At 60.3% G+C, this 13,119-nt stretch carries 11 protein-coding genes; 4 read left to right on the top strand and 7 right to left on the bottom strand.

Annotated elements, in window-relative coordinates:
- Positions 1 to 218 precede the first annotated feature (218 nt).
- Together M0D66_RS35515 and M0D66_RS35510 are read left to right on the top strand one after the other, a co-directional pair.
- Positions 219 to 1,190 (top strand): aldo/keto reductase, encoded by a 972-nt coding sequence (locus tag M0D66_RS35515; RefSeq protein WP_200653540.1) that lies wholly within the window; start codon positions 219 to 221, stop codon positions 1,188 to 1,190.
- Positions 1,191 to 1,412: 222 nt separating this feature from the next.
- Entirely contained in the window at positions 1,413 to 2,258 is an 846-nt protein-coding gene (locus M0D66_RS35510) for a 23S rRNA (adenine(2030)-N(6))-methyltransferase RlmJ (protein WP_054042170.1), read from the top strand.
- An 81-nt stretch (positions 2,259 to 2,339) separates the two neighbouring features.
- Here the strand turns inward: M0D66_RS35510 and M0D66_RS35505 are convergent, their stop codons facing one another.
- The 4 genes from M0D66_RS35505 to cueR form a co-directional block, all read right to left on the bottom strand.
- Complete coding sequence (locus tag M0D66_RS35505; protein WP_200653539.1) at positions 2,340 to 3,389, bottom strand: ABC transporter substrate-binding protein; 1,050 nt, start codon at positions 3,387 to 3,389, stop codon at positions 2,340 to 2,342.
- A 280-nt stretch (positions 3,390 to 3,669) separates the two neighbouring features.
- Positions 3,670 to 4,023 carry a hypothetical protein gene (locus M0D66_RS35500; protein ID WP_093646582.1) on the bottom strand — a complete coding sequence of 118 codons (354 nt, stop codon included), beginning with the start codon at positions 4,021 to 4,023 and terminating at the stop codon, positions 3,670 to 3,672.
- Positions 4,024 to 4,251: 228 nt separating this feature from the next.
- A complete protein-coding gene (locus M0D66_RS35495; RefSeq protein ID WP_012432419.1) occupies positions 4,252 to 4,398 on the bottom strand; it encodes a DUF3563 family protein in 147 nt (48 codons plus the stop codon).
- A 294-nt stretch (positions 4,399 to 4,692) separates the two neighbouring features.
- Positions 4,693 to 5,115: a Cu(I)-responsive transcriptional regulator gene (gene cueR / locus M0D66_RS35490; RefSeq protein WP_054042147.1), complete on the bottom strand. Its 423-nt coding sequence runs from the start codon at positions 5,113 to 5,115 to the stop codon at positions 4,693 to 4,695.
- Positions 5,116 to 5,238: 123 nt separating this feature from the next.
- Between cueR and M0D66_RS35485 the strand changes: the two genes are divergently transcribed.
- The gene (locus tag M0D66_RS35485; protein WP_200567737.1) at positions 5,239 to 5,457 is read left to right on the top strand and encodes a heavy-metal-associated domain-containing protein; all 219 of its coding nucleotides are present in this window, start codon (positions 5,239 to 5,241) and stop codon (positions 5,455 to 5,457) included.
- A gap of 13 nt (positions 5,458 to 5,470) precedes the next feature.
- On the top strand, positions 5,471 to 6,403 hold the full coding sequence (locus tag M0D66_RS35480) for an SDR family oxidoreductase (RefSeq protein WP_093646577.1): 933 nt from the start codon (positions 5,471 to 5,473) through the stop codon (positions 6,401 to 6,403).
- Here M0D66_RS35480 and M0D66_RS35475 read toward each other — a convergent pair.
- From M0D66_RS35475 to imuA, 3 genes are read right to left on the bottom strand one after another with little or no spacing between them, the layout of a single operon-like run.
- Positions 6,397 to 10,026, bottom strand: coding sequence for an error-prone DNA polymerase (locus tag M0D66_RS35475; protein WP_200653538.1), 3,630 nt, complete (start codon positions 10,024 to 10,026; stop codon positions 6,397 to 6,399). The genes M0D66_RS35480 and M0D66_RS35475 overlap by 7 nt on opposite strands.
- Positions 10,027 to 10,031: 5 nt before the next feature.
- Entirely contained in the window at positions 10,032 to 11,816 is a 1,785-nt protein-coding gene (locus tag M0D66_RS35470; RefSeq protein WP_200653537.1) for a DNA polymerase Y family protein, read from the bottom strand.
- A complete protein-coding gene (gene imuA / locus M0D66_RS35465; protein WP_200620831.1) occupies positions 11,716 to 12,555 on the bottom strand; it encodes a translesion DNA synthesis-associated protein ImuA in 840 nt (279 codons plus the stop codon). The genes M0D66_RS35470 and imuA overlap by 101 nt, the downstream gene beginning before the upstream one ends.
- Between the last annotated feature and the right edge of the window lie 564 nt (positions 12,556 to 13,119).

Below are 13,119 nucleotides of genomic sequence, written 5' to 3'. Positions count from 1 at the left end.
AACCTCCATGCAGTTGATGAGCAATGAGACCACGGACCGCAGGCGGCGTGAAGTTAGCCAAACGGCATAGACCATTTGGCTGAATGCTGCACTGCGGCCAACGCTGCTATTGTGCATGAACCGTGTGAACTGCATCCGTAAACTGCACATCGCGCTTTATCTCTTTAAACTGGACGTTTCAGCGGGATTCCGGCGGCATCACTACCAAGGAGGAATGCATGAATTATCGACGTCTAGGCCGTTCGGGCCTGCAAGTCAGCGAATTGTCCATCGGCTCATGGGTCACCTACGGCAATCAGGTGGATCATCGTGCGGCGCGCGAGTCGCTCGCGGCCGCGCGCGATGCGGGAGTCAACTTCTTCGACAATGCCGAGGTGTACGCCGCCGGCCAATCCGAAGAAATCATGGGTCAGGCGCTCAAGGAACTGGCATGGCCGCGTGTGAGCTACGTGGTCTCGACGAAATTTTTCTGGGGCCTCAACGAAGCGCCGAACCAGTACCACACGCTGAACCGTAAATATTTGCTGAACGCCATCGACACGTCGCTCAAACGCCTGCAACTCGATTATGTCGATCTCGTGTTCTGTCATCGCCCTGACCCAAACACGCCGGTCGAAGAAACCGTCTGGGCCATGAGCGACATGATCACGCGCGGCAAAGCCCTGTACTGGGGCACGTCTGAATGGAGCGCCGACGAAATCCGCGCCGCTTACGAGATCGCTGAACGGCATCATCTGCACAAACCGGTCATGGAGCAGCCGCAGTACAACCTGTTCCACCGCAAGCGCGTCGAGCAGGAATACAAACGGCTTTACGAGGATATCGGCCTTGGGCTGACCACCTGGAGCCCGCTCGCGTCCGGCCTGCTCACCGGCAAGTACCGCAACGGCGTGCCTGCCGATAGCCGCGCGCAACTGCAAGGCTACGACTGGCTACGCAAGCAGGTCACCGACGCCGGCAAGAACAACGTGGTCGGCAAGCTGGGCGAAGTGGCCGACGAGCTGGGTTGCACGATCGGCCAGTTGGCGATTGCATGGATTCTGAAGAATCCGAATGTGAGCACCGTGATCACCGGCGCGTCGCGCGTCGAACAGATCGGTGAGAACATGAAATCCGCCGAGGTGGCGGAACGGATCACGCCGGAGATCAAAGTGCGGATCGAGGCGGTCATCGGCGACGCCTACGACTGATCGGCCGCGCCGGACTGGTCCAGACCCGATCGGACCGCGGACCGGTCCGCGGAGCATGGCCTGCGCACCATCGAGACTGTGTCACGCGCAACGCACTGCGGAGTGCAGCGCGGCGTCGCGTACAATACGCGACCGCGCTGCACTTCAGTTGTGCTGCCGCATTGCACTCGCATCGCCGAATCCGCCGTGGACCGGCACGCCCTCTTTCAGTGTCTCCTCATCATGCTCAGCTACCGCCACGCCTTTCATGCAGGCAATCACGCCGACGTTCTGAAACACGCCGTCGTGTTGCAGCTACTGCGCTACCTCGGCCAGAAGGACAAAGCCTACTGGTATATCGACACGCACGCGGGCGCCGGCGTCTATTCGCTGAAGGAAGGCTACGCGACGAAAACTGGCGAGTTCCAGACCGGCATCGCCAAACTGTGGGAGCGTAACGACCTGCCGTCGGTCTTCGCGGAGTACGTCGACGAAGTGAGCGCGCTGAATCCAGACGGCCAGTTGCGCTTCTACCCGGGCTCGCCGTATATCGCGTGGCGGCAAATGCGCGAGCAGGACCGCATGCGCCTGTTCGAGCTGCATACCACTGAAATCGACGTGCTGCGCCATAACTTCCGCGACGCAGGCCGCCGCGCGATGCTTTATGCAGGCGATGGCTTCGACGGCATTCTCGCGTTGCTGCCGCCGGCGCCGCGCCGCGCGCTGGTACTGCTCGATCCGTCGTACGAAGACAAGCGCGACTACACGCGCACACTGCGCTGCGTCGAAGAAAGCCTGAAGCGCTTTCCGACCGGCACCTATGCGGTCTGGTATCCGCAGGTAAGACGCCTTGAATCGCAGCGCTTCCCCGATCAGTTGAAGAAGCTGCAGGAGCGCAACTGGCTGCATGTGAGCCTGACCGTCAGCAATCCGCCGACCGACGGCTTCGGGTTGTTCGGCAGTGGCATGTTCATCCTGAATCCGCCGTATACGCTGGCAAAAACGCTGAAAGACCAGATGCCCTGGCTGGTCGAGGCGCTCGGCGAGGACAAGGCCGCGCAGTTCAAGGTCGAATATCGCGGGGATTGAGCACGCCCCGGGCCGCACGTGGGCGCCTTACCAGAGGTATGACGCGCGCGTGGCCGGGTAAATCACCCGCCATCAGTCCACTTACTTGAGTTGCGCCGCTGCCTTGCGGGCGAAATCGTTGGTGTAGGTCGCGTTCAGATCGATCTTTTTCGGATCGAGGCGGTTATCGAACGACGACAAAGCACGCAATGAAGTCGCCGGGCCATCCGCGGGCATCAAGCCATCCGGTGAATACGCGTCGCGCACGTTGTGGAAGGCCTCCACGTAGAGCGCCGAATCGTTGAGCAAATAGGCCGGCGGCACCATCTTCAGCAAGTCGGCGTCGCTCGCGGTCTGCAACCAGTGGTCCGCGCGCACGATCGCGTTGGCGAGCGCCTGTGTCGTCTTCGGATACTTCTGGATGAAAGTCTCCGATGCGTAGAGCGTCGCTGCCGGCATCGTCCCGCCGAATACCTCCTGCGTACCCTGCACAGTACGTGTATCGACCAGCACTTTGATCGCGCCGCTACGCGCCAGCTTGGTCATCATCGGATCCACATTGGACAGCGCGTCGAGCTGACCGCCGCTCACCGCGGCCAGTACCGTGGCGCCACTGCCCACGCCGATCGCCGAAATCTCGTTACGCTGCACGCCTGCCTTGCGCAAAGCCACGGTGAGCACCAGATCCGTCGACGAACCCGGTGCGCTCACACCGACTTTGGCGCCCTTGAAGTCCGCCAATGTCTTGATCTGATCCGCCTTCGACTTCAGCACCGCGACAACGATCTGCGGCGCGCGGCCCATCAGTACGAACGCGCGGTAGTGTTGCCCTTTTGCCTGCATGAACAGCGTGTGCTCGAATGCGCCGGCTCCCACGTCAGCACTGCCCCCTACGACCGCTTCCAACGCCTTCGAGCCGCCCGCGAAATCTTCGAGCGTGACGTCGAGCCCTTCGTCCTTGAAGTAGCCCAACTGCTGGGCGGCGAGTACCGGCAAATAGTAAAGGCCCGGCAAACCGCCAACGGCCATCGTGAGCGTGGGCTTTTCCGGAGTGTCTTTGGCCAGCGCGACGCTGGGCAGCGTCGCGGGTACGCTCAGCGCGAGCAACGTGGCGCAGGTGCTGGCGGCACGCCGCATCCAGTGAATAGGCATGTGATGTCTCCTTGTTCTGTTTTCATTCGATGCGATGGCGCTACGTACGATGCATGGTCCACATCGTTGGCGAGAGAGCGCGCAACGATTGTCGTCGGACGGTGTCGCGCACGCCATGCATCGAAACCCGAATAGCGTATGCAGTGTCTCGCGCGTTAGCTGAAGATAAAGACGCGCGTGCACATGCGGCAGCACGGCAGAGGGCCTGCCGCTCGAACCATCAACGGATGGATTGGAAAGAACTACCAGGAGATGGCGCGGCGGAGTCGCTTCTTGCGACTTATTGCGCGCGAAGTACAGGACGAGTCTGCGGCTGCGGTTGTGTCGACGGCGTGCCGCCGCCAACAGGCACCGGAATGTAAGGCGCGACAACGAACGGTACCGACGAATTCGGCGCCAGCTCCGTGGGCGTTGCGATAGGCTGCGCCCCTACGATCGGCTGCCGCGAGAGCGGCGCGGTCTGAAGCACGGTACCGCTCTGACCATCGCTGATACCGCTCTGCGAGTCGAGTATCACGGGCTTGCGGGCGGTAGTGCTCGACGCGGCGAACGTTGCCGATACGGCAAAAACCGTTGTCAGCGAAGCTGCGGCGGTCATGGCCAGGACGGATTTGAGCAAGCGGACAGGACGCATGGGCGGACCGGTTGAGTTTGAGAATGCCGGATTGCGCAGAAAACGCTTTACCTTACCGCGGCGGCATCCTTCAGGCTAGTCGTTATTAGCCATGAGTCGCCAAGAAGCGCCAGTTGCTGTGGATTTTCGTGGTCCAGATGTGACAAAGCCCCGTCTATACGGGGCTCAACGCTTTACTGCAATGGCCGCGCATGAGCGCTGCCGGGTCAAACTTGATGCAGTTGAAACTTACAGCGAGTAGCCGTTGGTTTCGAGCGAGCGGATGCGCTGTTCGAGCTGAACGATATCCGACGACGACGCCAGATAGGCTTCACGACGAGTGCGTTCTGCAGTTTCAAACCAGGTGCTCAGCTTTTCAAGTACGTATGCAAACATGATGTTCTCCAAGGATCAGATTGAATCCCCGGTGAGTTCGGCATCAGGGATTTCCCGTAAAAGGGTTAACCCGGATTATAGCCCTATGGTGCAACCTTGCTAGTGAAATGCCCGCATGACGTGCATTCCGTTTTGGAATGGTGCACGCCCGTGGTGCACTTAAGCTGTTGATTTATCTGAATTCAAGACGATTTTCTTGCGGCGATTGATGCTGCCCCACATTAAATTGCACCATTTAGGTGCTTTTTGAGGCTCGGTTGCGATAACGTCCTCGACAGGTTGCACTCCGCGCTTTCAGATCGGATGACAACCCTTCCCCGACACCAGATCGGTATCGGCGAGCCGCTCGATAATCGGGCAATCCGGGCGCTCGTCGCCGTGACAATGGTCCGCCAGATGCGCCAATGTGTCGCGCATGTCGGTCAGTTCGTTGATACGGCGATCGAGCTCCGCAACGTGCTCTAGCGCAATCGCCTTCACTTCGGCGCTGGCGCGCGACCGGTCGTGCCACAGCGCCAGCAAGCGGCGGATGTCTTCGACCAGAAAACCAAGACGGCGCGCCTGCCGAATAAAACGCAGCGAATGAACCTCTTGCGGCCCGTATACGCGATAGCCAGCGCTCGTACGCGCCTTCGCCGCCAACAGGCCCACGCTTTCGTAGTAGCGAATCATCTTCGCCGTGACGCCCGAGGCGCGGGCCGCTTCACCGATGTTCATGACTGTTTCCCCAGTGTGTGCGTCGATCGTACACCTTCCCATAGTGGGAAGGTCAGCCACTCAATTGCGCATCGGCAGGCATAATTCAAGCATCGCAATATTCATTTTTTTGAGGCAATCCCGATGACGATCGAATTCCAGGTAGAAGGCATGAGCTGCCAGCATTGCGTGGCTGCGGTCACGAACGCGATCCGTGAACACGATGGCGCCGCTCAGGTCCAGGTCGATCTGGCATCCGGCCGCGTGGCAGTCGAATCGGCACAACCGGTCGACACGCTCAAAGCCGCAATCGACGAGGCCGGTTACACGGTGACCGGCGTGACCAGCGGCCCAGCCCGCTAAGCGAGCGACCGTTATGTTCAAAGTTGCCGTCATTGGTGCTTCCGGACTGCTCGGCCGGGCTCTCGTCGACGAACTGGCGCAGCAGGCTGATTGGCAAGTTGTCGCCACGGCGTTCAGCCGGCCGGGGCCGAACACGGTCGCGCTGGATATTCGCGATGCGCGGGCGGTCGAGCAATTTGTCGAGCGTGAAGCGCCGGACGCGCTCGTGATTGCCGCAGCAGAGCGTCGGCCGGATGTGTGCGAGCACGATCCGGCGCTCGCCCGGGCGTTGAACGTCGATGCGGTGCGCACCCTGGCCACGGCGGCAACGCGGCGCGGCGCGTGGACGCTCTCGATCTCAACCGATTATGTGTTCGACGGCACCCGCCCGCCCTATCAGCACGATTCCGCGCCCGCGCCGCTCAATGCCTATGGGCGCAGCAAACTCGAAGGCGAGCGCGCGCTGACGGAATCTACCGATCTCGGCTGCGTGCTGCGTTTGCCGCTGCTCTATGGGCCGATCGTCGATTGGGCAGAATCGGCGGTGACGAGTCTCGTGCCGGCGATTGCCGCGTCGGCTTCACGCGAGGGCAAAGCCGCGATCATGGATGCATGGGCGATTCGCTACCCGACCTTTACGCCGGACGTCGCGTTCGTGATCCGGCAGATGCTCGAACGACATGCGCGTGGCGATGCGATCGGCGGCATCGTGCAATGGTCGGGGGATGAGCCGATGAACAAGTATGAAATCGCCGTGCGGCTGGCCGAAGCACTGCAACTGGATGCGCAACTGACGCCACAACATACGCCCACCGACGCGACGCCGCGTCCGCATAACTGCCACCTGGCGTCGGACCGGCTCGAGGCGCTCGGCATTGGTCGCCGCACGCCGTTCGACGTTGCGATCCGGCAAGTGCTGGCCGCATTTCCATGGCGGGGCGAGCCGGCGGCAGATCAGCCTCAATGAAAATCACGGCTCGCCGTAGCCAGTTCGCCGAGCCAGTCGCTGTGATCTTCAAGTCGATGCGCGACGAGATGGATCACCTCGCCCTTCTGTTTCCGTTTCGCGTTGCCCGTTTTACTTGCGTTCATCGCATTGCCGGCGCTGTCACCGCCGGTGGAAACACCGTCATCACGCTGCAAGACGCCATACACCGCCAGCAAGGATGAACCCAGCAACACCTTGCGCTGCTTTTCCACCAGCGCCGGCCAGACGATCACATTGATCGAACCGGTTTCGTCTTCGATGGAAACGAACACGGTGCCGTTTGCCGTGCCCGGCCGCTGCCGCACGGTGACGATGCCGCAGGCGCGCGCCAGCGTGCCGTGTCCGCACGCGGCAAGTTCTGCCGCCGTGCGAAAACGCTGCTTGGCAAGACGCTCGCGCAATAGCGCGAGCGGATGACGATTGAGCGTGAGGCCGATGCTCGCGTAGTCGTCGACGATCTCGCGACTTTCTGTTGCCTGTGGCAATGTCAACGGCGCTTCGGCGATCGGCGCATCGCGCAGCAGCTTGGGTACCGTGTGCTGCGCGGTCACCTGCCACCACGCTTCGCGCCGATGGCCCGCAATGCTGACCAGCGCGTTCGCCGCGGCCAGCGCTTCGAGATCGCGCCGCGTCAATGCCGCGCGACGCGCCAGATCGTCGACGTCGGTAAACTGCGCGTCGCTGCGAGCCGCCATGATGCGTTCGGCCGCTACCTGCGAAAGACCTTTGATCAGATGCATGCCGATGCGTACTGCCGGACCGCGTGCACCATAGGTTTTCGACGATTGAAATACGCGGGCGGTCAGCTGTTTTGCCGCACGCCGGATCGTCCGGGCCAATGTGAAGCGCCGCAACGACATGTCACGGAATTGCTGTGCAGACAATGCGCCCTGCTGACGACGCAAACAGGTCTCGCTCGATGAAATCCGCTGCCCTTCATGGCCGCGTCTTTCGAAGGTCGACTCCCAATCGCTCAAGGTTACGTCCGGCGGCAACACCTGGACGCCGTGACGCCTGGCATCCTGCACGAGTTGCGACGGCGAATAAAATCCCAACGGCTGGCTGTTCAGCAACCCCGCCAGAAAGGCGGCCGGCTCATAACGTTTCAACCACGCGCTGAGATAGACGAGCAAGGCAAAGCTCGCCGCATGGCTTTCAGGAAAACCATATTCGCCGAAGCCTTCGATCTGTTTGCAGATGCGCGCGATGAACTCCTTTTCGTAGCCGCGCGCCGACATGCGGTCAGTCAGATCCTGCTGATACTTCGCCAGATTGCCGGTGCGCCGCCACGCGGCCATCGCGCGCCGCAATTGATCGGCCTGCTCGCCGGTGTAGAGCGCGGCAACCATCGCGAGGTGCATCACCTGCTCCTGGAAAATCGGTACGCCGAGCGTGCGCTCGAGCACGGGGCGTAACTCATCTTTAGCGTAGTCCACCGCCTCCAGACCCTGCTTGCGACGCAGGTACGGATGCACCATGCCGCCCTGGATCGGTCCGGGCCGCACGATCGCAACTTCGATCACAAGATCGTAGTACTTGTTCGGTTTCAGCCGCGGCAGCATGCTTTGCTGCGCACGCGATTCGATCTGGAATACGCCGATCGTATCGGCATGACCGCACATTTCGTAGACACCGCGATCTTCGCGCGGAATATCCTGCATCCTGAATTTCAGCAAACCGCGCCGCAAGGCGACGAATTCCAGCGCACGACGAATCGCCGACAACATGCCGAGCGCCAGCACGTCGACTTTCAATAGATCGAGCGCATCGATGTCGTCCTTATCCCACTCAATTACGCTGCGGTCTTTCATCGTCGCGTTCTCGATAGGTACTAGCCGTGACAACTTGTCTTTCGCGATCACAAAGCCGCCGACGTGTTGCGACAGATGACGCGGAAAGTTGCGCAACTCTTTGGTGAGGCGAATCAGATTCTGCGTGATGTGCGAGTTGGCAGCGAAGCCCGCTTCGGCCAGATATTTGGCGACCGCATCCGTGCCGTCCCACCACTGCTGCGATTTACTGATTCGCTCGATCAACGACGCTTCGAGCCCTAACGCCTTGCCGACGTCCTTCAGCGCACTGCGGGCGTGATAGGTGATCAGCGTTGCAGTGAGCGCCGCGCGATGACGGCCGTACTTCCCATAAATATATTGAATCACCTCCTCCCGACGCTGATGTTCGAAATCGATGTCAATATCAGGCGGTTCGTTACGCGCACGCGAGATGAACCGTTCGATTAGCATGTTCATGTGCACCGGATCAATTTCCGTCACGTGCAGGCAGTAGCACACGATCGAATTGGCCGCTGAGCCTCGTCCCTGACAGAGAATGTTTCTGGAGCGCGCGAAGCTCACGATATCCTGTACCGTCAGGAAGTACTTTTCGTATTTCAGGTCGGCGATCAGTTGCAGCTCTTTCTCGATCTGATCGATTCGTTTGAGATCTATTCCCTTCGGCCAGCGCTCCATCGCGCCGGCCATGACCAGTTTGCGCAGATAGCTTGATGGCGATTCACCGGCGGGCACCAGTTCTTCCGGATACTCGTACTTGAGTTCGTCGAGCGAGAAGCGACACAGGGCGGCGATACGCAGCGTTTCCTCGAGCGTGTCGCGTGGATACAGTTTGCCGAGCCGCACGCGAGTACGCATATGCCGTTCGGCATTGGCCTCGAGCGCGTGACCACATGCCGATAGCGGTGTGACGAGGCCAATCGCGGTTAGGGTGTCCTGCAACGGCTTGCGCGATCGCACATGCATCAGGACGCCTCCTGCTGCTACCAAAGGCAAACCACTCGCTTTTGAAATCATTCGCAATGCGTCGATCTGAAGATCGTCGCTACCGGTTTGCCAAAGTTCGAGTGCGATCCATGAGCGTTGCGGCGCGAACGATGCCAGCCAGTGCACACAACGCAATGTGTGCGAGAGCGTCGCCGTGCGCTGCGGCACGAGGATCAGGAGGCAATCGGGCAAGGCTTTGAGATGCTCGAGATGCGGTAGCGAGTCGGTGAAGTCGGATGGACCGAGGCGATAGCTGCCTTTGTCTGCACGCGAACGGGCCAGCGTGATCAGTTCGGAAAGGTTGCCGTAACCATTGCGATTGGTTGCGAGCGCAACCAGTGTGCAGAATGGCTCGCCTGCATCGTCGGTTAGATTGAGTTCGCTGCCGATGATGAGGTGGGGGATGGGTTTTAGCTTCTCTTGGTCAGGGGTTTCTGGCTCGGTGGTTGCTTGTTGGGTGGTTGCTTGTTGGGTGGTTGCTTGTGGGGTGCACGTTGGCTTCGCGGCCGCCGGCTCTACTGCTTCTTCCAAAGCCGCTCCTGCCTGCGCGGTTTTCGCCTTGTCATCGCGCTCCTTCCGTTGGCGCTCCCGCTCCTGTTCGATTTCTTTCACCGCCGTGTGCGCGCGCACGACGCCCGCCAGCGAGCATTCATCGGTGATCGCGAGCGCGCTATAACCGCACGACATCGCCTGCTCGACCAGTTCATGCGGGTGCGAAGCGCCACGCAGAAACGAAAAATTAGTCAGGCAGTGCAACTCCGCATACGGAGGCAATTGGGGCACAAGCGCCTGCTCCAATGAACCTGAGACTTGGGAATCTGCCATGATGCTCAGCCGAATAAACCCTGCAGATACCACTCGCCGCCAAGGCGTTCCCGGTACACCCAGAACATATGCCCACGATCGTCTGCCGCAACGTAGTAATCCCGCTCGACGAGGTTACCGTCCCACCACCCTGCTTCAATCCGTTCGGTACGCGTGAGCATTTTCAGTGGCCGACGATAGATCGGCCGCTGGTCGCGCATCATCAGGTGCAGCGGTTTGTCGAGCATCCAGACGGGGCGAGGCTGTGATGGCAATGCACTGTCGGGCAGATCGAGTGAGGCTTGAGCATCGGCCGCTTGTGTTACGAATAGGTGGCTGCTTTTAGCGTCGCTCGCTTCTTCGGGCTCTCGGGATATGTGCTCTGGGTGTGCTGTGCGTTCCGCGTGTCTCGCCCCATCGTCGTCTGCACCCACGCTCTCCAATGCAGCGTGCTGCAACTCATCGGTCAGCCAGGTTTTATCCGCTTTGATTTTTGTCTTAGTCTTCGCAGATGAGCGCTTCTTGCGCGAAAACGCTTGCGCCTGATAGGCCTCGACGCGCATTGCCCGCTCGGGCCGATGATCGTCCTGCACCGACATCTGCAACACGTTCTCCGGCCCCAAACGCGCGCTCAAGCGTTCGAGCAGACGTGCGATCGAATCGCCGTCTGATTCGGGCATTGGAAACAAAGTGTCCGACCGCCCTGCATGGTCGCCGATCTGATCCGCGACCAGCTTCAACTCGATCACGGGCGCCACCAGAACCGTCTGATTCAACTTCTCACGCAACAGCCAGATCAGATGCTCGGCATCGCGCGACGGTATGGCCCAAGCGACCTTCAGACTCGACGTTTTCGGCGCATGACGGGATGCCAATTCATGTTCGAGCAACAACGTATAACCACTGAGCGCTGCATGATGCGCGCTCAACCATCCGGCCAGTTGCACAATCAGCCGACGCGCGGCGAACAGTAATGCATCGGCATTGTCGACCCGCGACGGCAACTCCAACTGAGCATGAAACGATGCCGGCGCGCGAAACGATTCGCGCGGATCCGGACGCGCACCATATGCCTGCGCCAGCAGATCCAGAATTCCGCTGCCGAAACGCCGCACGACACCCGACCTTGGCAACTGACGCAAATCGGCCAGTGTCGCGCAACCAACATGCGTAAACGCATCGCGATCCGCCTGCGAAACCGGCAACAACAACACGGATAAGCGGTCGAGGACCCGAGCAAGCGACGTCTCCTTTATCACATGCCAACGATGCCCCTGCCGATCGGCGTGCGCCTGAGCCAACAACCACGCGCCCCAGGCTGTCGGTGCACACGCGATGCGCGCCGTATAGCCGAATTCAGCCACCGTCGTGGACACCTGCGACAACAACGCCCGCAAGCCGCCAAACAACCGCAAGCCGGAGCCGACTTCCAGCAACAAGGTATGCGCGTGCCCGAGCGACACCTTCGGGGTGTACGTCAGCAAAGCGAGCGCCATCGCTTCGAACGCCTGCGTTTCGCGGACTGTGTCTGCGGCAAGCATCTTGAGACCGGGCGCCAAGGCCAATGCGTACGAGCGCGATTGCCCCACGTACACCCCGGCACGCAATGCGTCGAAATCCGGCATCACGATGTGCGCGTGATCGGCCAACGCATAGCAGCGCGCCTCGGTAACGCTGTCGGCACCCGGAGGTTGGCTTGTCTCGCCGGACTCACACCGATTCGGCTTCGCGAGCGAACCATCCGGAAGCGGCTCGAGAGGCTTCACCGCTTCCAGCGATAAGAGTGGCAATGTGACTGCGATCCACAACATGTTTGATCTCTCGTCCTTGATTGCTACCGACTCCGCTTTCCGGCAACAAGACGCTTTGTAACGGCAAAATGAGACGCAGAGGCTCCGCTAACGGCGGGCCGCGACGCTTGAAGATGTCGATCGAAATACCAATCTCCTGCAACCATTCACGACGGTTGATCGTCTGCGCATTGGCCGGCAAGAGCGGCTCGCAGATCATTCGTAATGGCGCCGGTGAAGATTGCGTGGCTGCCTCGACAGGCCGGATCAAAAATGCCAGCGATCCCGATTCCTGAGCCGCCACCTGCAGACGCCGAACCTTATCGGCGCGCGCATTCGGTAGCCATACCAGCACAGCGCCGATGCCATCCTGCTTCAATGCCTGAGCAGCAGCCCACAGAGACTGGTCTTCACTCGAACGCACCCATAAGACGCGTTCGACATCGATACCCCACGACCTCAATGCCGAAGCACAGGGCTGGCAAGGGGGCGCCACAAGCATGACGTGCCGTTCGGCTTGTGTCGTAAGATGCCGAAGCGCGCGGGCCAGCAGGCGCAGTTCGCCGACTCCTTCGTGCTCAATCAATAACTCTGTCAGGCCGCCGGCCGACCAGCCCTGCCCAGGCAGCAGTTGATCCAGCGCAGCATAGCCGCTGGAAATCACCCGCGAGTCCGCCTCGGCAAGCTCATTGCCCTGCCACACCTGACGCCGCAATCTCGACGACAACGCTGTCGTCGCCAGATGAATCGCTGCTGCCATAGACACGCTCGTTCAATAGGGAATACTCCACCCTGCCCGGCATCGGACGCGCATGGGGCGACGAGTTTTCACTGTATGTTTATACAGTATTTTGTAGTGGATGTTAAGGCAACGCGATGCGACGAAGCGCGCGCAGGAAGGAAATAAAAAGGGGCGGTGAAGCTGTTTTTGTTGCAGATTTTTCGCCTGCGCGAGAGCTACTTTTTGGCGCTGTCGCTCAGCAAGCAGGGTAATCTCACGTGCTCTGGGAGGAATGAGAAGAGCAGAGAGCCTGCGCATGTATGTCGCGGAATTGATAAGAGCCAACGGTTACGCGATCGTGCTGCGGATCGGGGAGAAGTAAGGCAAGGAGAACTGAGGCGCATTGGGCAAAGCTGCGCGGAATGATGTTTTCAGATCCGACCATTGTGATGGACGGACAGACGCCCGGACTAAGTCCCGGCGTGAGCATGCCATCGTCGTCGTGATGACTCGACTGGAGGCGAAGGCTCTTTCTGCCTCTGCGTTCTGCGCCGTAAACGCAGAAACCCCACCTTTGCGGGGTGGGGTTTCTGATGCTGCTGG

This window comes from Paraburkholderia sp. SECH2 (assembly GCF_030464795.1).
Classification (GTDB): Bacteria; Pseudomonadota; Gammaproteobacteria; order Burkholderiales; family Burkholderiaceae; genus Paraburkholderia; species Paraburkholderia aspalathi.
The sequence above is the reverse complement of the archived record's forward strand: the minus strand, read 5'-3'. Positions and strand labels throughout refer to the sequence as shown.

Excerpts from the sequence above, each read along its gene's own strand:
- M0D66_RS35515 (WP_200653540.1), top strand. The coding sequence starts at position 219 with ATGAATTATCGACGTCTAGGCCGTTCGGGCCTGCAAGTCAGCGAATTG.
- M0D66_RS35510 (WP_054042170.1), top strand. The coding sequence starts at position 1,413 with ATGCTCAGCTACCGCCACGCCTTTCATGCAGGCAATCACGCCGACGTT.
- M0D66_RS35505 (WP_200653539.1), bottom strand. The coding sequence starts at position 3,389 with ATGCCTATTCACTGGATGCGGCGTGCCGCCAGCACCTGCGCCACGTTG.
- M0D66_RS35500 (WP_093646582.1), bottom strand. The coding sequence starts at position 4,023 with ATGCGTCCTGTCCGCTTGCTCAAATCCGTCCTGGCCATGACCGCCGCA.
- M0D66_RS35495 (WP_012432419.1), bottom strand. The coding sequence starts at position 4,398 with ATGTTTGCATACGTACTTGAAAAGCTGAGCACCTGGTTTGAAACTGCA.
- cueR (WP_054042147.1), bottom strand. The coding sequence starts at position 5,115 with ATGAACATCGGTGAAGCGGCCCGCGCCTCGGGCGTCACGGCGAAGATG.
- M0D66_RS35485 (WP_200567737.1), top strand. The coding sequence starts at position 5,239 with ATGACGATCGAATTCCAGGTAGAAGGCATGAGCTGCCAGCATTGCGTG.
- M0D66_RS35480 (WP_093646577.1), top strand. The coding sequence starts at position 5,471 with ATGTTCAAAGTTGCCGTCATTGGTGCTTCCGGACTGCTCGGCCGGGCT.
- M0D66_RS35475 (WP_200653538.1), bottom strand. The coding sequence starts at position 10,026 with ATGGCAGATTCCCAAGTCTCAGGTTCATTGGAGCAGGCGCTTGTGCCC.
- M0D66_RS35470 (WP_200653537.1), bottom strand. The coding sequence starts at position 11,816 with ATGTTGTGGATCGCAGTCACATTGCCACTCTTATCGCTGGAAGCGGTG.
- imuA (WP_200620831.1), bottom strand. The coding sequence starts at position 12,555 with ATGGCAGCAGCGATTCATCTGGCGACGACAGCGTTGTCGTCGAGATTG.